Below are 21,151 nucleotides of genomic sequence, written 5' to 3'. Positions count from 1 at the left end.
CGTCCACGGCTCCGCTCACGCGCCTACCGTGGAAACGGTGCCGTGCAAGCGGAGCGGCAGGCGTTCCGGCGCGGCTCGGTGAGGACTCCCATGACCCAAAGGCTCGGCAGCCGGCGCACGGCCCCGTCGCCGGCCCCCGGTGACGAGGCACCGGCCGGCTACCACGACCTGGAGCCGGTCCGCCACGGCGCGACCAGCACGCTGTTCAAGGCGTACAGCGAACACCTCGGGCGTCAGGTCGCACTGAGGATCGCGGCCACGCCCGCACCGACACCGGTGGCGCGACGCTTCGCCCGGGAAGCGGAGGCGCTGGAGCGACTGGCGCAGTACGCGAACACGGCAGCGCCACTGGACGCGGGCCTGACAGACCGCGGCCTGCCCTATGTCGCCCGAGAGTACTTCGCGGACGGATCGCTCCTGGACCTGCTGGAGACGACCGGGCCGCTGCCGCTCACCGACGTCCTGTACATCGGTGTCCTGACGGCCACCGCGCTGGGTTCCGCACACGCGCTGGGGTTCCTGCATCAGGGCGTCAAACCGCAGAACATCCTGCGTGCGGCCGACGGCGGCATCGCACTGGCGGATTTCGTCATCCCGGCGTTGGCACCGGCCCCCACGCAGGCCGAGGATCCTGCGCACTGCGCGCCGGAATGGCTGCGCGGCGAGCCGCCGAGTGTGGCGACAGATGTCTATTCGCTGGGCTCGACGCTGTTCCAGCTGCTCGCGGCCCGCCCGCCGTATCGGCCCGGCGGCGGCGTCGCGAACCTGCTGCTGCGGATGCAGAGCGAGGAACCGCCGCGGCTGGTGCGCGCCGATGTGCCGCCGGCGGTCGCGGCCGTGGTGGCACGCGCGATGGCGCGCGAGCCGGGGGAGCGGTATCAGGATGCTTTCACGGTCGCCGCCGCCCTGCGGGCGATGCAGGCGGAACTGGGCTTGGCCGAGGTGGACGATCCCGGGTGGCTGCCGGCAGGGGATCCGGGGGCGGTGGAACAGGGGCCTGAGACACCCGGCGCCGCGATCATGGCGATCGGACCGGCCGCTCCGGATGATCCTTTCGAGAGGGTCGCCGCCCAGCCCGAACCCGCTGGCATGGCCGGTCTTCTCCAAACGCGCGGCCCCGCGCTAAGCGGAACCTCCATCGCGGCCCGACGAACCAACCGGCGCCGCTGGCCGACCGCTGTGGGCGTCGGCGCAGTAGCGGTGGCAGCAGTCGGAGCACCGCTGTTGTTCAGCCGATCGGCGAATACCACCACGGCGCCGAGCACGTCCTCGACCTCTGCCGCAGCCGCCGATCCGTCCGGAGCGGCCGGCGCCCCGGCCCAGAGCGCGCCGCCGTCCGTGGCGGCCCCGGCCGCGGTCGTCGCGGTCGACGCCGGCGCGACCGTGAATCTGCGCTGGACGCTGCCGCCGGGCGTCGAGCTGTACCCGGTGCTCGTGCAGGTGATGCCGGCCTCCGGTGCCCGGCCGGCGCCGCTGCCGCTGCCGGCGGCCACCGGCGCGTACAGCGTGACCAGCCTCGATCCCGGCGCGGGATACTGCTTCCAGATCGGCCTGCTGTTGCGCTTCGGCGACGCCGGGCACCCGCCGACCGAAGTGTGGTCGACGCCGGCCTGCGTGCGCGGCGCGGTCGCGGCGGGGACCGCGGGTGCGACAGGTGCGGCGGGCACCTCGGGTGCGGCGGGCTCAGGAGGCCGCTGATGTCCGACCGCCCGGCGCCCAAGCGCCAACCCGGCTTCTTCCCCACCTCCTCCTTCCTGCGCCTGGCGGTCGCCGAGGCCGCGATCGTCGGCGGCCTGGCCGCATCCGGGCGCACCCGCCCCGCCGGCGCGGTCGCGGTACTGCTTCTCGCTGTGACGCTGGCACGGCGGAACGGTCGCTGGTGGCTCGACCACCGCATCGTGGCGCGCGGGTACCGCCGGCGGCGCGCCGCCCGACCACAGTCGCATCGGGACGCCCGGATCACGGCCCTGAGGGCGCTGGCTCCCGGGCTCACCGTGAGCACCGTCGCCGCTAACGGAATCGGCATCGGCGTGGCCTGCGATGGCGACGCCTGGTTCGCGGTCGCAGAGTTCTGCCAGCCGATACGGATCGGGTCGCCAGCAGGTCTGCACGACCCGGATGGCTCGGCTCCCGGCGATCACCTGTTCCCGGATCTCGCCGCGATGCTCCGTGACTGCGGCGTCCCCGGAGCGGCCGTGCAGCTCGTGACGCACACTGTTCCCGCTCCGGCCCCGGCCCTCGACCCGGACTGCGCCGCGGTCGTGTCCTACCGCGAGTTGATCCGATCGGTGGGACCGGTACCCGCCGAACGCTCGCTGCGGCTCGCGGTGCGCGCCGACGCCGAAACCCTGGCCCGCGCCGGAGTCCGGCAGGCCGATCAAGCTCCGGCCGTCGTCGCCGGCCTGGCCCGCCGAGCCGCGCGCGCGGCGAGCCGGCACGGCTGGAAGGCGACGGCTCTGGACGCCGACGACCTCGTCAAAGCCCTGTCACACTCGACGAGACTCGGCACGGCACCGCACGAAGAGTGGGACGCCTGGCATTCGGGGCGCCCGTCGAGCGCCGACCACGGAGCTGGAAACCAGGCTCTGACCCACCGCACCTACTGGCTCCGAAACTGGCCGCGGTCCCGCGACGTCGCAACCCTCCTCGACCGCCTGGCCGCCGCACCAGCCGTCCTGACCAGCCTCGCTCTCACTCTGACCGCCGGAGACGACAGCGTCGACATCTGTTGCCTGATCCGCGTCGCGGCCAAGCCGGGCGACCTGGCGAACGCTTCGGAAGACCTCGAAGCCACCGCGCACTCGATGGACGCCGTCGTGGTTGCACTCGACGGCGAACAGGCACCCGCTGTCTACGCCTCAGCACCGACCGGAGGAGGTCCGCGATGACGGTCCCCACGCCGAACCCGGCTGCGCTTAACCCCGCCGAACCCCCGGCACTAGCCGCCCAGGACCTCGACCGGGCCGACGCGCGAGGGCCGCATCAGCCCTCGACGACCTCGGCTGGCCCGGCGATCACGACGGCTGGCCGCGCCGCGACCGCATCGCTGACCGCGGCCGCGCCGGCTCGCGCGTCCGCCGCTGCCGCCGCTGTCCCGCCGGCGCCACCCGGCTTCGGCGCCGGTCCCTCACACGACGACCGGTTCCCCGCCTCGCCCGAGGACGGCGAATCCTCTCGCCACGGCCGTCCGCCGCGCCTGCGCCTCGGCTGGCACACTATGCGCCTGTCGGTCCGGGCGAGCGCCGGACTGCGGAACGCCCCGCCGCCCTCGGCATCCGAAGCCGCGACCGCCCTGTGCCCCCCGCCCCTTCACAGCGGCCTGATCCTCGGCCGCGACGATGCCGGCCACGCCGTCGCAGTCCCCATGTTCACCGCCGAACCGGCGCGCGTCACCGTGGTGGGCGGCCATCGCCTGGCCCAGATCATCCTGATCCGGGCCCTCGCCCTGGGCGCCGCCGCCGTGATCACGGCCGCGGACCCGCGGGCCTGGCAGGGATTCGGGCGAGTCGCGACCGGCGAGGCGGACCGCGTCGTGGTGCTTCCCGCGGGCCGCCCGGTGACCGCGTTCGGCACGGCCGACCAGCCCGCGCTGATCGTCGACGACCTGGGCGCGAGCGGTCCTGACGCGGTCGGGCCCCAGGGGGCGTGGCAGACGCGGCTCACCGTACTCAGAACCCTGACCAAGTCCGCTCGCGCGCTCGCTGGCGAGTGCCGCTTCCTGCTCCTGGAGAGCCCCGACCTCGACGACACGCTCCTGCTGGTCAGTGCCGGCGACAGCCGCCGCGTCCACCTCACGCCCACCTCGGTCGAGCGCCGTGCGTTCGGGCCGCCGCTCACTGGGCCGCCGCTCACTGGGCCGGCGGGCACCACGCCAGCTGGACCAGCCGTGCTCCGTCCCGGCGGGTGATCAGCCAGCCCCGGCCCGGCGGCAGCGGCTGGGGCTTCAGGTTCCCGAACAGCGCGCCCTCCTCGCGGGGGCCGGACATCATGATGCCCGGTGCCGCCAGTTCCCTGATCCGGGCGATGACCGGGTCGAACATGGCCCGGCTCGCGCCGCCGATCCGCCGCGTGAGGATCAGGTGCAGGCCCAGGTCGCGCCCCTGGGCCAGGAACTCCACCAGCGGCGCCAGCGGGTTGGTGGCGGCTCCGGCCACCAGGTCGTAGTCGTCGACCAGCACGTAGACCTCGGCGCCTTTCCACCAGCTGCGGGTGCGCAGCTGCTCGGCGGTGACGTCCGGTCCGGGCAGCCGTTCCCTGAGCACGGTCACGACGCCCGCGACGAGCTCGGCGGTCACCTGGGCCGAGGAACCGTAGCCGGCCAGGTGCTCGGTGTCGATGCAGCCCAGCAGGCTGCGCCGCTGGTCGACCAGGATCACCCGGGCCTGGGCCGGGGTGTGGGACCGCGTGATACCGCGGGCCAGGCCGCGCAGGAACGAGCTCTTGCCACACTCGATGTCGCCGAACAGCAGCAGATGCGGATCGGCGTCGAAGTCGACGTGCACCGGCTGCAGGTCGATCTCGGCGATGCCGATCGGCAGGCGCCCGCGCCGCACCGGGACCGCCGAGGTCACAGGACCCTGTGAGACGGGGCCGGGGCCGGGGCCGGGCAGCGGCAGCGCCTCGTACGGCAGCACGTCCGGAAGCAGCCGCACAGCCGGCGCCGGATCCCCGTCCCAGGCGTCCCGGACCCGGGCGACCAGCTCCGTCAGCCCCTCGGCGATGCTCTCAGGGTCCTGACGGCCGTCGAGCCGGGGCAGCGCGGTCAGGAAGTGCAGCCCCTCGGGCGTCAGCCCGTGGCCCGGGCTCAGCTCCGGCACGTTGACCGCGGCCCGCCGGTTCAGGACCGAGTCCCCGGGCTCGCCGAGCCGCAGCTCGACCTTCGTCCCGAACAAGTCGCGGTGCTGCGGCCGGATGTCCGTCCAGCGTCCGCACGCGGCGACCACGTGCACCCCGAGGCCGAGTCCGCGCGCCGCCAACTCCACCACGAGGGGTTCGAGGTCCTCGAACTCCGAGCGCAGCGTGGACCAGCCGTCCACCACCAGGAACACGTCGCCGAACGGGTCGTCGGCGAACCGCCCCGAGCGCCGCGCGCGCCGGTAGGCGGCCATCCCGTCCACGCCGTGTTCGGCGAACCGCGCCTCCCGCTGCTGGAGGATTCCGCGCACCTCGGCCACGGTCCGCCGGACGGCGTCGCCCTCGCGCCGCGCGCCGACCCCGCCGACGTGCGGCAGCCCGGCCAGGGCGCGCAGCGCGCCGCCGCCGAAGTCCAGGCAGTACACCTGGAGCTCGCGGGGCGTGTGGGCCAGGGCCAGACTCGTTATCAGAGACCTGATGAACGTGCTCTTGCCGCTCTGCTGCGCCCCGGCCAGCAGCACGTTGCCCGCGGCTCCGGCCAGGTCCAGCGTCATGACCTCGCGCCGCTGCTCGAACGGCCGGTCGACGAGTCCGGTGACGGCCCGCAGCGCGCCCTGCGCCGCCGGGTCCTCGACGGTCAGCCCGCGGCCGCTGACGGCGACCGGCGGCAGCATCCGGTCCAGGGTCGGCGGCTCGGCCAGCGGCGGCAGCCAGACCTGATGCGCGGCCGGCCCCTGGCCCTCCAAACGCTTGACCAGGATGTCCATGAGTGTGTCGCCGCGGACCGCCTCCTGTCCGCCTTGCTCGGTGGCCTGCTCAGCGGCCTGCTCGGCGGCGGAGGCTTCAGGGGCTTCCAGGGCACGCCGATCCTCGGCCGCGAGCACATAGTGCGTGCCGTAGGGCCGGACGAGCTCGGGCGCTTGCCCGAGCTCTGAGTCGTCCGGTCCGCCGCCGCTGTGCTGCACCCCGGAGACATAAGCGGCCTTGAACCGGGTCAGCGTGTCCGTGCCCACCTTCAAGAAGCCGTGCCCCGGAGCGCGCGGCAGCTCGTAGGCGTCCGGAACGCCCAGCACCGCGCGGCTCTCCATGGACGAGAAGGTCCGCAACCCCAGCCGATACGACAGATGCGTCTCCAGCCCCCGCAGGCGACCCTCCTCAAGGCGCTGCGACGCCAACAGCAAGTGCACTCCCAGCGAGCGTCCGACCCGGCCGATCTGCACGAACATGTCGATGAAGTCCGGGCGGGCGGTGAGCAGCTCGCTGAACTCGTCACAGATGATCAGCAGGCTCGGCAGCGGCTCCAGCGGCACGCCGGCGGCGCGCGCCCGCTCGTAGTCACGTTGGGAGGCGTGGTTGCCGGCGTCGCGCAACAGCTCCTGGCGCCGGACCAGCTCGCCGGAGATGGCGCCGAGCATCCGGTCCACCAGCGACAGCTCGTCGGCGAGGTTGGTGATGACGGCGCTGGTGTGAGGGAGCCGGTCCAGGGCGGCGAACGTGGCGCCGCCCTTGAAGTCGACGAGGACGAAGTTGAGGATCTCCGGGCTGTGCGTCACCGCGAGCGCCAGGACCAGCGTGCGCAGCAGCTCGCTCTTGCCGGAGCCGGTGGCGCCGATCAGCAGGCCGTGCGGGCCCATGCCGTCCTGCGCCGACTCCTTCAGGTCCAGTTCCAGCGGCCGGCCGTCCGGGCCCACGCCGATCGGCACGCGCAGCCGGTCCCGGGTCGGCCGGCCGGCGCGCAGCGCCGCGAGGTCGAAGCCGTAGGGGTCGGCCAGGCCGAGCAGCTGCCCGAGGCCCAGGTCCGCACCGAGGGCCGGCCGGTCGGCGACCGAGGAGGCGGACAGCCGCAGGGGCGCCAGCTGGCGCGCCAGGACCTCGGCCGCGCCGACGCCGAGGCTGTCGGCGCGGCCGAGGTCCGTTCCCCCCTCCGCGGTGGTCGCCCGGAGCCGGCCGTCAAGATCCTGATTCAGGATCACCGAGGTCCCGTCGAGCAGCCGCGGCGGGACGCCGGACAGGTCCAGGAGGGTGACGCCCTCGACGCCGCCGTCGGCCAGCACGTGGTCCGAGCCCTCGGTCCGGCCGCCGTCGACGACCACGACGACGTGCGGTACGGCACCCCGGCCCGCGGCCGGCGATCCGGCCGGGGTGAACCTGCCGCGGCCGGCGAGCACGTCGTCGAGCATCGCCTCCAGCGCCGTCACCGACGGCGTGAACAGCCGCACCTGCCCGACGGCGTCGGACTTCGTCGCGTGCAGCGCGTGCGGCAGCCACTTGGCCCACTCCCAGTCCGCGCGGTGCTCGTCGGACACGCACACGGCGACCAGCAGGTCGTCGGGGGAGTGGAAGGCGGCCAGCTGCGCCAGCACCGCCCGGACCAGGCCCCGGCAGCCGTCCTGCGGGCCGCGCAGATAGACATGGGAGAAGTCGCGCAGCGCCACCGCCACCGGCAGCTCGGCAACCACCGAATAGGAGGCGACGAACGTGCGCAGCGCCTTGGCGCACAACGGTTCCAGCTCATCGACCGGCCGGGTCCGCGGCGGGATCAGCGGCGTCGCGAGTTCCTGCGGCCCCAGCCCCAGCCTGGCCACACCGAAGTCGCCGTCGCCGCGCCGGCGTTCCCACAGGCGGCCGCTGTTCACGGTCGACCACAGCGCCCCGGGGTCCGGATGCCGGTAGTGGACCGCCTCACGCTGCCGCCGCACGACGTCGCGGACCTGCGCGCGCTGCGTGGACAGCCGCCGCATGTACTGGCGACGGGCCTCGATCATCTCCCGCTTGCCCGGGCCACTGTTCCCGGCGACCATCGTCGCCATCATGCCCAGCGTGGAGACCCCGTACATCCCGCCGGCCACATAGGTGATCGGGCCGCCGCGGCCCTGGCTCATCATCAAGCCCATCGCGGCGGTGCCGGCGGCCATCGGCAGCATGCTGAGCAACCGCGCCCAGCTCTTGCCGGCCGCGTCCGGCAGCTCCGGCGGCGCCTCCAGCAGGATCTCGCCGGCCGGCAACGGCGGCGCCGGCCGGCGCGGCGGGCGTTTCACGACGACCAGGGACACCAGCGGCCACCTCCGTGCCATGTCAGGATTCTCACGCTAATCCGCATCCCCGCCCCGCCGCAGGTCCTGAGAAAACAGGACACCCGGGAGCCGTTCGGACCTGGTCCGCGCGGTGTTACCGTGACCGCGACGGCGGCCGTCCGGGCCGCGGGCGGGAGGTGATGGCGGTGGTGGCCGCGACCGGACTGAGCCTGACGCGGGTCACCGTGGCGACCGACGGGCGACGCCTCGACGTGGCGGTACCGGGCGACGTGACCGTGGGCGAACTGCTGCCGCACCTGCTGCGGCACGCGGGAGGGGAGCTCGCGGACACCGGCGAGACGCACGGCGGCTGGGCGCTGCGCCGCGGCCCCGGAGCGACGCTGGACGACAGCAGGACCCTGAGTACCCAGGAGGTCCGGGACGGCGAGGTGCTGTACCTGGTGCCGCGCCGCGCGGACTGGCCCGAGCCCGCCTACGACGACGTGGTGGACCTCATCGCCGCCGACGCCCGCCGGGCCGCCAGATCCTGGGACGGCGCCGCGACCCGCTTGTGCACCCTGACCGTCACAGCACTGGTGCTGACCCTGGGATCGATCCTGCTCGCCTGGTCCGGGCCGCCCTGGCGGGTCCCCGGCGCGGTGGCGCTCGCCGTGGCGCTGGTCGCGGAGCTGACCGGCGTCCTGGTGTCGCGCTCGTTCGGCGACGCCGGTGCCGGAGCGGTGCCGGCGGCCTGCGCTCTGCCTTATGCGTTCATCGGCGGGTTGTTGGCAGCAGAGCCCAAGACAACCACCGGGGGCTTCGCGTTCCCCCCGGTAACCGCCCACGATCTCCTGCTCGGCGCGAGCGCCCTGGTGTTGTTCAGCGTCGTCGGATACGTCGGCGTCGCCGCGGGAACCAGCATGTTCACCGCCGGCACCGCCACCGGATTGTTCGCCGCGGGCGGCGCCGCTTTGACGGTGGCCGGGGTGTCCCCCGCCGGCGCCGCGGCGATCGTGCTCGCCCTGGCGATCGGGCTGCTGCCGGGCTACCCCCTGACCGCCGCCTGGCTGGGACGGCTGCCGATGCCAGAACTTCCCGACCGGCCCGAGGCCATCGTCCAGGACCAGCCGCTGCCGGCCCGCGCGGATGTCTTCGCGACAGTCGTGCGCGCCACCGATCTGCTGTCCGGTCTGCTCCTCGCCGCCGCGACCACCAGCCTCGCCGCGATGATCGCGCTGGTCGACGCGGGCCCGGGAGCGCGCTGGCTGTGTGCCGCCGGATGCGTGGCGCTGCTCTTGCGCGGCCGGTTCTTCCCGAGTCCGGTCCAGCGGATCCCGTTGCTGGCAGCCGGGGGCGCGGGACTGGCCGCCGTACTGCTGGCCATCGCCAGGACCACCCACGACCAGGCCGGGCGACTGGGGCAGTTCGCCGCCGTGGCCGTGGTGGCGGCCGTGGTTCTCGCCTCAGGGCTCGTGTACAGCAGGCGCCGGCCCACACCCCGGGTCGGCCGGGTCGCGGACCTCGTCGACGTCGCGGCCGTCGTCGCCCTGGTGCCGCTGGCGTGCGCGGTGCTGGGCGTCTACCAGGCCGTGCGGGACGTGTTCGCGGGCATCGGCGGCTGACATGGCATCCCGCCGGGACCAGCTCCAGTCCTACCAGTTCCTGGTCCACCGGACGATTGCCGCTTTCGTCATGCGCGAGACCGACCCCGCGACCTCCCCCCTGCGCCGTGGCGTCGGCGCGGTGTTCGCCGGAGTGATGGCCGCGGTCCTCGCGGCCGCCGGCTTCGGGGTCTACGGCTTGGTGACCAAATCAGCCCCCACCAGTGTTCAGACCGAGGGCACCGTCGTCGTCGAGAAGGAGACCGGTGCCGACTATGTGTTCCTCGGCGGACGACTGCACCCCGTCCTGAACTACGCCTCCGCCCTGCTCGCCGCCGGAAAGGAAGCACCCGCGGCGTCCGTCGTCAGCGGCAAGAAGCTGGCCGGGATACCCCTCGGCGCGACGATCGGCATCGCCGGCGCCCCCGCTTCGCTGCCCGCACCCGGCCGCGCCGTCGGCATGCCGTGGACGGCGTGCTCAGGACCCGACGGTGCCGGCACAAGGACCCTGACATTGTTCGTGGGCTCGGCCCAGACCGCCACCGATCAGGCGCTGCTGGTCAGCGACCCGGCCGGAACCCAGGAGTTCCTGCTCTGGCACGGCCGCCGCTACACCGTCCAGAAGCCGCAGACCGTGGTCCCGGCACTGTTCGGCGCACTCGTGACCCCGACCCCCGTGACCACGGCCTGGCTCAACGCGCTGCCGGCCGGAACGGACATCGCGCCGCTCGCCGTACCGGGCCAGGGCGCTGATTCACCGGCGGTTCCGGGGCGCCGCATCGGCGACCTCCTGGTCGCGACAACCGGCGCCGGCCCGCAGTACTACCTCGTGCGCCCCGACGGCCTGCAACCGATCACGGCCCTGCAAAAGGACATCCTCCTCGCGCAATACCCGGGAGAACCGAGCGCCGCGGCCTTGTCGGACATCGCCGGCCTGCCTCGATCGCAGACTCCTGGTCCCACCACCACAGCCACCGACATGCCGCAGAGCCCACCGACGCTGGGAACACCCGCACCCGCAGACCCGATCTGCGCACAGTGGCGGGACGCGCACACCCCACCCACCCTGGCATTCGCTAGCCTGCCGACGAGCGCCGCCGCCGCGGTACCGACCGGCCCCTCCGGCATCGGAACCGGCATCGCCGACCGGATCCTGGTGCCCTCCGGCCACGTGGCGGTGGTCCGAGCCCTGCCCTCACCCGACGCCGCCTCCGGCGCGTACTACGTGATCACGGACATCGGCGTCCGGTACTTCGTCCCGTCGGACACGGTCCTCAGGACACTGGGATACGACCCGGCGAGCGCGGTGGACGTCCCGGCATCGCTGCTCACGCTCATCCCCTCCGGCCCCGCGCTCGACCCGACCGCGGCGGTGCAGCCGGTGCGGATGGCGGTGGCCGGCGGGTCGTGAGCGGCGGCGGTCCCATGAAGAGACCTCGGAGGACTTCGTATCAGGATTCGTATCAGGACTCCGTATCCAACCCCTGAAACAGGTCCACCGGCGCCCCCGCCTGCCCGGGCGCCGCCCACGTCGCCTCCCCACCCGCCGTCGACGCCCGCCAGCGGCTACGTCGTCCGCGCAGGGCCACCGGCCGGCCGAGGGCCACTGTCAGCGCGGCGATGAGGGCGATCGCCGTCAGAGCCAGCGCCAGGGTGTGGCGGTCGGTGGGTGCCGGTGGCGGCGGGGCTGTGCGCTCGGCCGCCACCACCGAGCCCGTGCGCGCCGGGACCAGTGCCGCGGTGACCGCGGAATACGGGTTCACCATGCCGTGCCCGTACTCGGTACTGCCCGGTCCGGCGACGGGGGTCGCCGTTCCCATCAGCTGTCCCACGACCGCTCCCGCCGAGGCCTGCGGCCGCCGCTGGACGACCAGCGCGGCGGTGCCCGCGACGAAGCCGGAGGCCACATCCGTGCCGTCGATCGCGGCCACGCCGCCGCCACGCGCGAGGCAGACCGTGGCGACACCGGGAGCGGCGAGTCCGATGAAGCTGCCGACCGGCGAGCTGCTCCAGCGCCGCCCGTTCGAGTCCAGCGCACCTACGACCAGGGTGCCGCCTGCTCCACCGATCCCGCTGGACCCGGCGGACCAGGCGGGGACTGGCGTGACCGCCGGCCGCCCCGAAGCCGCCGCCACACCAGCCGCGACCACCAAGACCACATTCCGCTGAGCCGCCAGCGCGACGGCCGCCGACAACTCCGGACTCGACCGGTACGCGGGCTCTGCGACATCGACGATCGCGGCACCGTGCAGGACCGCGAAGGTGATCCCCGCCGCGAGCACGCTTGGATCCGTGCCCTGATCCGCCTGTCCGCTCCCATCCGACACCCGCACCGGCAGGATCCGGGCGTTCGGCGCGAGCCCGACGACCCCGCCGATGCCTGCCACGGATCCAGAACCCGACCCGGCGTGTGCCGCGATCGCCCCCGCGACCGCCGTCCCGATGCCGACGCAGTCGTCATGGGCCGCCCCGTGCCCCGCCACCGCGTCGTACCCCGGCTCCACCGATCCAGCCAGCTGCGGCTGCGTAGCGTCCACCCCGGTGCTCAACACGGCGACCACGACCCCTGATCCGTCAGCGAAGGGCCGCACGCGCTCGGGTGTCAGGACCTGCTGCTGCCACGGCGTTCCGGGCCACGGCGTTCCGGGCGGTGCGCACTGGACGTCGGCGCGCGCCGACGACGGCGCGGCAATGCCCAGAGCGGCGACAACCGGCCCCAGAACCATGGCCATTCTGCGCTTCATGACGCGACTCACTTCGCAGCCCACGCAGACGTGGGCCACAACCGCAGCATCTGCAAAATCTCATGCGTGAGTGAGATCCCCGAAGGACTGTCCGGATTGACCGCCAGCCCACAGTCGTCCGGCCAAGCCGTCAGCACGAACCGGAAAGCCGCCACGACATGCGGCACCGGCTCCGGAAAAGCCCGCGCGAAAGCAGCGCGCGACGTGAACACATCAATACTCGGCGACTCCGGCCCTCCCGTGATCCGCCAAGGGAACCCCGCCTCCATGATCTGGGCCGGCCCGGCGACCGGCTCCGTGGTGGGCACCACGACCACCGCGCCGAGCAGCAAGTGCACATAAGCGTCGACGTCAGCCGTACGGATCGCCTCAGTCAGCGCCGATTCGAGTTCCGGCGCCGCCATGCCGGAACCGGCCAAGTCGGCTTGCGCCTGCGCCACCATCGTGGCCGCACTCGCGACGCGCACACCGCCGCGTGCCGCCTCGGCCACCGATTCCAGCCGCACATAGGCGTCCACCGGCGTCCCCGGGTTCACCGCCAGGCGCCAGCCGGCGTCCGGCCAGTGGCGGCGCAACTCCTCATAGGTCGTGGCCACCGAGGCGTCGGCGAGTACGCCCACGTGGGCCATGAGGCCTTCGACGGATGTGAACGCCAGCACGTAGGTGTGGCCGAACACCACCCGGGTCACGAACCGCTGCACACCCGCGGCCCGGTCGGCCGTAGAGCCGGGCAGATACAGCGGCGCCGACTCGACCAGCCGGAAGTAGGCCGCGGTGTCCCCGGCTGCCGCCGCCTGCGCCATCGACTCCTCGACATCGTTGGCAGGCTTCCAGGAGCCGGTCGGACGACGGGGGTCCGAAAGCGTCATCAGTTCCTCAATCCCGCAAAGTTCGCGGTCGTAATGTGTGCCACAAGGCTGCGCGCACACCGATCTGGCGCCGGATCAGGGCGGCCAGCTGATCGTGGTGGGCCCAGGCCGACGCCCGGACGTCCCGGCGCGTCCCCGACCCCACGCCGGACCCACTGCCCGGCCCCGCGAAAGCCGCCGCATCAGCCATCCCCGCCAGCGGCGCCAGGTGCTGGGCCAGCGCAGCCTCCCCAAGCCGCACCCCGGCACGATCGGCCACCTCGGCATTCGTCAGCGCCTCCACATCGATCACGCCGACCCACCGCAGCCGATTGACGGTCTCTCGCCAAGCGACGCCGACACTGGCCGAAGCCGAAGCGAGCCGCCGGCCCCGCCGCCGCCGCAGCGGCGGCACCGCCAGTACGGCAGCCAGATACCCGACAGGAACCAGGACCGCCACCCCCGCCCAACCCGCCAGACCCGCCCAACGACCGCGGTGCGCAACCGAAGCCGCCCCCGCCTTACCCGCCGCCTTCGCCACCACAGCCGGCGGGGCCGGCGACGGCGCGGCGTCAAGCGCCTGGTCGAGCTTCGCGCGCTCCGGCGTCTGCCCCTGGGCCGGTGCCTCGGCGTCAGCACTGGACGCCGAAGCACCAGGCGTCGGATAGAACGGGACCCAGCCGATCCCGGCGAAGTCGACCTCCGGCCACACGAACGCGTCCGCACCGCTGACCTGCCACCGGCCCGGCGCCGTCTGGCTGCCCTCCTGGAAGCCGACGACCACCCTCGACGGCAGGCCGACGCTGCGCGCCATCACCGCGAAGGCCGTCGCGAACTGCTCCGATCTTCCGCTGTGGCTGACGCCGAGGAAGTAGGCGAGGTGGCCGTAGGTGTGGCCGGGCGGGGCCCCGGGATCGTTGTGTTCGGTCGTCCGCAGATAGCGTTCGAGCTGGTTCGCCTGCTGGAACGGTGACGTAGCCCCGGCCACCGCCCGCTGGGCGGCGTCGCCGACGGTCTGCGGCAGGCCGGCCGGCAGGACCGTGTCCGCTCGGGCCGCCGGGTCCGGCACCGCGCCCAGCAACTCCGCGGCGGTCAGGTCAGGCATCTGTGACACCACGTCATAGGAGCGGCCCGGCTGCACCGGGTCGCGGCTCAGAAGGCTTCCGGTCGTGGCGCCCGCGAGCGCTCCCAACGGACTCGCCGAGCTCAGTGAGACAGGTGTGGGGGCGGCGGGGAGCCAGTGTCCTGATAACGAGTCGATGGTGAACCGCTGCGCCAGCGTATGTCCCGCCGTCGCCGTGCCGGAGCCCGGCAAGCGGGTGTCGACCGGCCAGAACATGTCCGAGCTCGACCAGGTCCGGCCGTCGAACCGGTCCAGAGCGGCCAGGCGCCAGTCCTGCCCGCTGGTCGCGGCCACCTGGAACAGCGGGGTGGCCGGATGCGCCAGCCACCCCGGCACCTGGTCGAGCAGATCCGTGACCGCGGCGGGCTGCGCCTGCGGGCGGACAAGGTGCCGCGGGTCGTAGGGCTGCCTGCCGCCGAGCGCGGCCGGGGCCAGGACCACGGCGCTCGCGGCGATGGCCACGGCAGCCGGTCCGCCGAGGGCGGCCGGCCGGGTCCAGGTGCGGTCCTCGGCGAGCAGCAGGAGAGCGCAGCAGGTGTACAGGCCGGCGGCGAGCAGGCTGACGCCCCGGCCGCCGGTGCCCAGCGCCACACCGCCGGCCAGCACGGCGAAGCTGAAGGCCAGCGAGGCCAGCGTCGGCAGCCCCCGCCGGCGTCGCGTCAGGGCCTCGCCGGTCGCCCAGGCCGCGCACCACACCAGGCTGTAAACGCCGATCGTCAGCGCCGGATCGGCGGGGATCGGCGGTGGCGTGGCGAGCAGTCCGGACCAGCAGTTCCGGAGGGAAGTCAGGACCCAGACAGGGTTCGGCGAGGGTCCGGCCGCCCCGGGCAGGCGCGGAAGCACGAGCGGGATGAGTGCCAGATACGCGATGACGCCGAGGGGGAACGTCAGCCACAGGGAAACGCGACGCGCCCGAGCGAGCGCGACCAGCAAGGCCGGTGCCAGAACAGCGGCCGCGGTCATCCGGAGCACGGCCGCGGCGGGGAAGACACGCTCCCAGGCGGTGGCCGCGGCGGCGACGAGAACGGCCCCGAGCACGAGGCGCGGCCACCATCGGCCGACCGTCGGCTGCCGCGTCGTGAGCACGCTCATCGCGCCGTCCTGCGCTGCCATGCCGATCCGAACTCGGCCAGATCCGTGACGTGCAGAACGTCTGACTGTCGGCCGCCCGCCGGTGATGCACCGGGTGCGGCCCGCGAATCCGGCCTCTGTGCACTCCCGACCGTCACCACGGTCACCGCGTCGAACTCCGCCCGGATCCCCGCCAGGTTCTCCAGGGCCGCCGGGTGGGCGTCTCCGGTCACGAACGTCAGCGCCCCGCGCCCCCGAGCGGAGCGGACCAGAGCCATCGGCGACCGGTCGTCGGCCGCGTCGCTGAGCCGAACCTCGGCCAGCCGGTCCAGCACCGCCGCCGGGGCCGCGTGCCCCTCGACGAACACCTGGTCGCCGCAGGCCAGCACCAGTGGGAAGCCGGGCCGGGCGGCGGCCAGCAGCACCGAGGCCGCCGCGTCCACCGCGAGTTCGAAGTCGTCGGGGTGGGCGTAGGCGGTCGCGCGGGTGTCCAGCACGACCACGGTGCGGGGCAGGCTCGTGTCGGCCAGCGTGCGCACCATCAGCGTCCCGGTGCGCGCCGAGGTGCGCCAGTGGATCTGGCGCAGATCGTCGCCGAACTCGTACTGGCGCAGCGTGTGGAAGGCCACTGATCCGGCAGCCCGGTCCGCCCCGGGGCCGTCCGGGCTGCGCAGGCGCCCCGAGGGCGCGGCGGCCAGGGACACCGTCCTGGGCAGCACCCGCAGGGTCCGGGTTCCGCCCCGCGTGCGGGACCGGCTCAGCAACCCGAAGGGATCCTCCGTGACCAGGCGCAGCGGCCCCACGACCACATCGCCGCGCCGCGTGGTGGGCACCGGGTAGCTCCTCGTCGAAGACTCGCCGCGCCGAGGCGCCGGCAGCGGCACCGAGACCTCCGTCGTGCCGAAACAGTCCACCGCACGGATGCCGGCCCAACCCCGGCGTCCCCGCTGCGAACACGTCAGCACCGCGATCGCCGCGTCGCCCCGGGAAACCCGTTCCGGCGCCAGATCCCGGAGTACTTCGACTCCCGGCGAGCGGACGACCCAGAACAGCGCGACGGCGAGCGCCAGCATCCCGGCGATCCCGGGAACCGCCAGCTCCGGATAACCCAGCCACCACCCGGCGCCGCAGCACACCACGGCTGCCCACGCCACGCCCCAGCCTCGTGCGGTCGGCATGCTCAGACCCCGACCGGCGCCGCGGTGCGGGGGACCGGCACGCTGTGCAGCACCGAGGCCACGACGTCGGAGGCGGTCCGGCCGCTCTGCTCGGCCTCGGGAGCCAGCACCAGACGATGGGCCAGCACCGGTTCGGCCAGCGCCTTGAAGTCGTCCGGCACCACGTACGCGCGCCCGCGCGCCGCGGCGCGGATCCGCGCGGTCCGGACCAGCGCCACCGAAGCGCGCGCCGAGGCCCCCAGGCGCAACTCGGGCAGCGAGCGCGTGGCCGCGACCAGGTGGACGGCGTAGTCGTACAGCGTGTCCGCGACGTGGACGCCGGCGGCGTACTCGGCCATCGCGGCGATGTCGGCCGGCGAGGTCGGCGGCCAGCTCAGGGTTTCCAGCAGCGACTCGCTGCTCGCCCCGCGCACCACCGCGACCTCGGCCGCGTGGTCCGGGTAGCCGACGGCGACGCGCATCAGGAACCTGTCGAGCTGTGCCTCCGGCAGCGGATACGTCCCGGCCAACTCGACGGGGTTCTGTGTCGCGATCACCATGAAGGGCCGCGGCACGGGCCGGCTGACGCCGTCCACGGTCACCGTGTGCTCCTCCATCACCTCCAGCAGCGCCGACTGGGTCTTGGGCGAGGCGCGGTTGATCTCGTCGCCCAGCACGATGTTCGCGAACACCGGCCCCGGGTGGAACTGGAAGACCCGCTCCCCGGGATGGAAGATCGACACCCCGACCACATCGGAGGGCAGCAGGTCGGGGGTGAACTGGACGCGCTGGAGCCGGCCGCCGATCACCGCCGCCAGGCACCGGGCCAGCGTCGTCTTGCCGACCCCCGGCACGTCCTCCACCAGCAGATGGCCGCCGGACAGCAGGCAGGTCAGGGCGCGCTCGACCACCTCGCGCTTGCCTCGGATGACGCGCTCCACGCTGTCGGCCATCGTCGCGAACCGCAGGGCGAAGTCCGTGCCGCTGATCGTCGGTGCCGTCTGTCCCGGCTTCAGCGGCTCCAGCGGCTTCGCCGGCCACGCCCGCGCATCCTGATCCGGCGGCCGCACCGACCCGGCCGTGTCCTGTTCCGGGGCTACGTACATGACCACACTCCTGTCGCCGTACTGATGTAACCGCTGGCCACCCAGCCGTTCGAGCCGGCGATCTGATACCAGGTCGAGCCGGTCAGGGTCTTGTCCACCGGGTCCTGCCAGGTGTCGCCCGGGCCGATGCAGGACACTGAGACGGACGCGTTGCTGCCGGCCGGGTACTGGTTGACCACCGGCGCCGAAAGGTGGGGGGTCCGGCGCTCGTTGACCGGGTACAGCGAGTTGTTCGTGATGTGTCCGGGCCACGGTCCGGCCGTCAGCCGGACCGATCCGCCGGCCGGCGGCTGGCTGAGCCCCGCCGGATTGCGCGCGGCGACGGTGACCAGGTAGCTCTGGAAGTTCGTCAGGCCACTGATGGTGTCCGAGGTGCCGGTCAGCCCGGTGTCGTTCGCCGAGCCCCAGGAGACTTCGTACGTCACCGATGCTCCGCCGTCGCTGGACGGCGCGCTCCAGGACACGCCGATCTGATGCTGCGTCGCGGTGTCGAACGTCAAGTTCCGCGGCGCGTTCGGCGCCACGCAGGGCAGCGCGCCGGCGGTGGCCTGCGTGGTCGCGCTCCCGGTCGGGTAGTTCGCCGAGACGCCGAACCGGTACGGCTTGCTGCAAGTCAGACCGCTGACGGTGAAGTAGGAGGCTCCGCCGGCGGGTACCGGCGGCACCGACACTCCGGACGGCAGCCCGGTCAGCGTGTAGTCGGTGACGCCGGCGCCGACCGGGGTGAACGTGACGCGGATGGAGCCGGCCTGCGGCGTCTCGGTCACCGACTGCGGAGCCACCACCGGCGGCGGCGGGGTCGAAGAGGTCGAGGACGCCGGGGGAGTCGAGGGCTTCGCAGGACTGGAAGCCGAGCTCGACGTCGAGGGGGTCGACGGCTTCGAAGGGGTCGACGGTGTCGAGGCGTGCGAGACCGGCCGGGGCGGCGGTACGGAACTGGACCGGCTCGAATCGCTCGGCGGCTGCGACGGGGAGCTGGGCCGGTCCGGGGCGGACGGTGTCCCGGAGTCGCCGGAGGGCTTCGGGATCGACGGCGGCCCCTGGCCGGCCGAGGGTCCCTGCGACGTGGTGCCGGTCGTCGTCGGCGCCGAAGCGCTGGCGGGGCTGTCCGAGCCGCTCGCCGACGTCGGGGTCGGCGTGCTGTCGCCCGGCAGATGCGGGCCGTCCTTGCCGATGTGGTGCACGGCGCCGGAGGCCTCCACGGCCACCGCGTCCGGACCGTCCGGGTCGTCGATCCACAGCATGCCGTCCTTGACGAACAACAGCAGCTTGGCCGGATGGTCGGTCACCTGGATCCTGGGCAGCAGCTGCCCGGAGGCGGTGTCGTAGACGATGAGCTGCCCGGTGGTGTCATCGGGCAGATACACCCGGGACCCCAGCGCCTGGGGTGTTCCGAGGTCGTCGCCGACCGCGTCGGCCAGCGTCACCGAACTCGGCACGCCGCTCCTGGTGTCCACGACGATCAGCTCGCCGCCTCCGGACACCACGACCGGCACCACGGTGCCCTCGGTCGACGGCGGCGCCAGCCAGCCGCCCGGCGCCGTCCCGGCGGCCGCGGGCAGGTTCACCGTCGTGCGGCCACCGTCGTGGCCCAGCACCGTCATGGTGCCGCGGGCCGCGTCGGTCACCACCGGGGTGCCGCCGGCGATCGTCAGCGCCACCGGGTCCCCGGGCAGCCCGACGGTCACCGCCGGGCCCGGCGTCCCCTTCGCGACCGGGACCAGCTGTCCCAGCGTGGGCACCGGCACCCACAGCGTGCCCTGACCGTCGATCCCGGCGGCGCCGAGCTGTCGGCCCAGCCGCACCGGGGCGCCGATCGCGCTGAGCCGGGCCAGGTCGATCTGCTGGACCACACCGTGTTCGGGGTCGATCGCGTACGCCAGCCCCGCCCCGGCGACGATCTGGACGCCGGCGGTGTCGTAGTCCACCGACTGCGTCACCGTCAGCTGCGACGGATCGATCCGGCTCACCCGCCCGGTGACCGAGTCGACCACCACCACCTGTCCGCCCTCCTGCACGACGTGCAGCGGATGCCCCTGGGAGCCGGCGACCGCGACGCGCGCGTCGGCCACTCCCGCCGGCCCGTTGGCGTGGACGACGGCACCTCGCGGCGTGTCGGTGAGCCACGCCCCCGCGTCCCGCACCGCCGGCACGACCGCGCGCCACGCCCCGGCCGCCGAGAACACCGCGACCGCGAGCAAGGCCAGGGCCGCGAAAGCCGCCGTCGCGGCGGTGCGGTCGCGGCGGAGCGTGCGAATCAGAGCTCTTCGCATGGTGGACATCGTCGCGGCGGGGCGAGGCGACGGGCTAGTCGTGTGAAAAGCAGACGCGGGGTTTCGCGCGGCTCTCAACGGCCGACGCCAGGGGCGTTGACGGGCCGACGAGCACGCGGGACGATGATGTGAGCGATAACAGGATACTGACGCAGGGGTTGACGTGGACACCGTGGAGACGGACCCGGCCGAGGCCGCGAACAGCGCGCTCCGGGTGGCGGTCGTCGACGACCACCCGGTGGCGCTGCGCGGCATCGCCGCCATCATCGCGGCCTTCCCGGACCTGCACGTGGTCGCGACCGCCGCCGAAGCCCGCGACCTGCCCCGGCGCGAAGACGGCCAGGTGGACGCCGACGTCGTCGTCCTGGACCTGTACCAGGCCGACGGCCACCCGGCCCTGCCGGTCATCGCGGAACTGTCCGCGCAGCGGCCGGTCCTGGTCCTGTCCGCCTCCCGCTCCCCGGCCGTGGCGCTCGCGGCGGTCCGCGCCGGCGCGGCCGGCTTCCTGACGAAGGCCGCGCAGGAATCGGCCTACGCGACCGCGATCCGCGCCGTCGCCGCGGGAACCTTCTACCTGTCGGCCCAACTCGCGGACCTGATCCAGGCGGCGACACTGCGCGGAGCCACCGGCCACCAGGACACGCTCTCGCCGCGCGAGCAGGAGGCACTGGGCCTCATCGCCTGCGGCTTCACCCACCAGCAGACCGCCACCCGGATGGGGATCTCCAAAGGCACGGTCGACACCTACATCGCCCGCATCCGGACCAAGCTTCAGCTGGGGAACAAGGCGGAGCTGACGCTCGCCGCGCTTCGGATTCCGCCGGTGTGACGGATGTTTTCGGCGCTGCTGGCCTGTGTGTGGGTGTTGGTGGTGGGTGCGGTTTGTTTGTGGGTTGATAGTCAAGGGCGTTTTTTGACGGCTTCGCATGGGTTTAAGAAGGATCCGCTGGGTGGCGCAGTTCGGTGGTGTGCCTGGTGTCGCGCTGGCGGCCGGCGGTGGTGCTGGGCACGACCGCGCACCGGTCCGAGTCACTGCGCACGCGTTGCGTGGGCGGCAATCGTCGGGTGTGGTGGGTGCCTGAAGTCAAGAGCGGGCGCCTCCGGCGGGGGCACTCCAGGCTCTGAGGGATCCCCAACCCCCGCGTCGGTGGCGGTTTGGGTGTTGGTCGCCTGTGGGATCCGGGACAACCCCGCCTGTGATGTGGACGGGGTCCACTGGGTGACCACAGGCGGCGGTGAGTCGGCGCGCGGGACGTGCGGGAATCCTTCCCACAGGCGGGGTTGTCCCGGGTTCCCCGTCGCGTCGGCGGGCGTAGCCAAGCTGATCGGGCCGGTGGTGTCAAGTCGCACGAAACCCGAC

13 protein-coding genes are annotated in these 21,151 nt (G+C 73.5%); 6 read left to right on the top strand and 7 right to left on the bottom strand.

Translation table 11 applies throughout. The features are described 5' to 3' along the window. The first annotated feature begins 90 nt into the window (after positions 1–90). From ABH935_RS45825 to ABH935_RS45815, 3 genes are read left to right on the top strand one after another with little or no spacing between them, the layout of a single operon-like run. Positions 91–1,698, top strand: a complete 1,608-nt coding sequence (locus tag ABH935_RS45825) for a serine/threonine protein kinase (protein WP_370384294.1) — start codon at positions 91–93, stop codon at positions 1,696–1,698. Next, the gene (locus tag ABH935_RS45820; RefSeq protein ID WP_370384293.1) at positions 1,698–2,888 is read left to right on the top strand and encodes a type VII secretion protein EccE; all 1,191 of its coding nucleotides are present in this window, start codon (positions 1,698–1,700) and stop codon (positions 2,886–2,888) included. Before ABH935_RS45825 ends, ABH935_RS45820 begins: the two co-directional genes overlap by 1 nt. Further along, a complete protein-coding gene (locus ABH935_RS45815) occupies positions 2,885–3,907 on the top strand; it encodes a hypothetical protein (RefSeq protein WP_370384292.1) in 1,023 nt (340 codons plus the stop codon). The genes ABH935_RS45820 and ABH935_RS45815 overlap by 4 nt, the downstream gene beginning before the upstream one ends. On the opposite strand, the gene eccCa is transcribed toward ABH935_RS45815, so the two are convergent. Then, entirely contained in the window at positions 3,849–7,907 is a 4,059-nt protein-coding gene (gene eccCa, locus ABH935_RS45810; protein WP_370384331.1) for a type VII secretion protein EccCa, read from the bottom strand. The genes ABH935_RS45815 and eccCa overlap by 59 nt on opposite strands. Positions 7,908–8,074: 167 nt before the next feature. Here eccCa and eccD point away from each other — a divergent pair, with 167 nt between their 5' ends. Then, positions 8,075–9,490, top strand: a complete 1,416-nt coding sequence (eccD, locus tag ABH935_RS45805; RefSeq protein WP_370384291.1) for a type VII secretion integral membrane protein EccD — start codon at positions 8,075–8,077, stop codon at positions 9,488–9,490. A 1-nt stretch (position 9,491) separates the two neighbouring features. Further along, positions 9,492–10,880 carry a type VII secretion protein EccB gene (gene eccB, locus ABH935_RS45800; protein WP_370384290.1) on the top strand — a complete coding sequence of 463 codons (1,389 nt, stop codon included), beginning with the start codon at positions 9,492–9,494 and terminating at the stop codon, positions 10,878–10,880. Positions 10,881–10,932: 52 nt separating this feature from the next. Here the strand turns inward: eccB and ABH935_RS45795 are convergent, their stop codons facing one another. The 6 genes from ABH935_RS45795 to ABH935_RS45770 all read right to left on the bottom strand — a co-directional run bounded on the left by ABH935_RS45795 (position 10,933) and on the right by ABH935_RS45770 (position 19,791). Next, the gene (locus tag ABH935_RS45795; RefSeq protein ID WP_370384289.1) at positions 10,933–12,213 is read right to left on the bottom strand and encodes a S8 family serine peptidase; all 1,281 of its coding nucleotides are present in this window, start codon (positions 12,211–12,213) and stop codon (positions 10,933–10,935) included. 8 nt (positions 12,214–12,221) lie between these two features. Further along, entirely contained in the window at positions 12,222–13,082 is an 861-nt protein-coding gene (locus tag ABH935_RS45790; protein ID WP_370384288.1) for an SseB family protein, read from the bottom strand. Between the two features lie 7 nt (positions 13,083–13,089). Further along, positions 13,090–15,297 (bottom strand): DUF3488 and transglutaminase-like domain-containing protein, encoded by a 2,208-nt coding sequence (locus tag ABH935_RS45785; RefSeq protein ID WP_370384287.1) that lies wholly within the window; start codon positions 15,295–15,297, stop codon positions 13,090–13,092. Next, positions 15,273–16,433: a DUF58 domain-containing protein gene (locus tag ABH935_RS45780; protein WP_370384286.1), complete on the bottom strand. Its 1,161-nt coding sequence runs from the start codon at positions 16,431–16,433 to the stop codon at positions 15,273–15,275. The genes ABH935_RS45785 and ABH935_RS45780 overlap by 25 nt, the downstream gene beginning before the upstream one ends. 2 nt (positions 16,434–16,435) lie before the next feature. Continuing rightward, positions 16,436–17,365, bottom strand: a complete 930-nt coding sequence (locus tag ABH935_RS45775) for an AAA family ATPase (protein WP_370384330.1) — start codon at positions 17,363–17,365, stop codon at positions 16,436–16,438. A 143-nt stretch (positions 17,366–17,508) separates the two neighbouring features. Continuing rightward, positions 17,509–19,791 carry a fibronectin type III domain-containing protein gene (locus ABH935_RS45770; protein ID WP_370384285.1) on the bottom strand — a complete coding sequence of 761 codons (2,283 nt, stop codon included), beginning with the start codon at positions 19,789–19,791 and terminating at the stop codon, positions 17,509–17,511. Positions 19,792–19,954: 163 nt separating this feature from the next. Here ABH935_RS45770 and ABH935_RS45765 point away from each other — a divergent pair, with 163 nt between their 5' ends. Continuing rightward, entirely contained in the window at positions 19,955–20,620 is a 666-nt protein-coding gene (locus tag ABH935_RS45765) for a response regulator transcription factor (protein WP_370384284.1), read from the top strand. Positions 20,621–21,151 lie beyond the last annotated feature (531 nt).

The sequence above is a fragment of the Catenulispora sp. GAS73 genome (assembly GCF_041262085.1).
In the GTDB taxonomy this organism is placed as follows: Bacteria; Actinomycetota; Actinomycetes; order Streptomycetales; family Catenulisporaceae; genus Catenulispora.
This window is presented reverse-complemented; position numbering and strand designations above follow the sequence as displayed.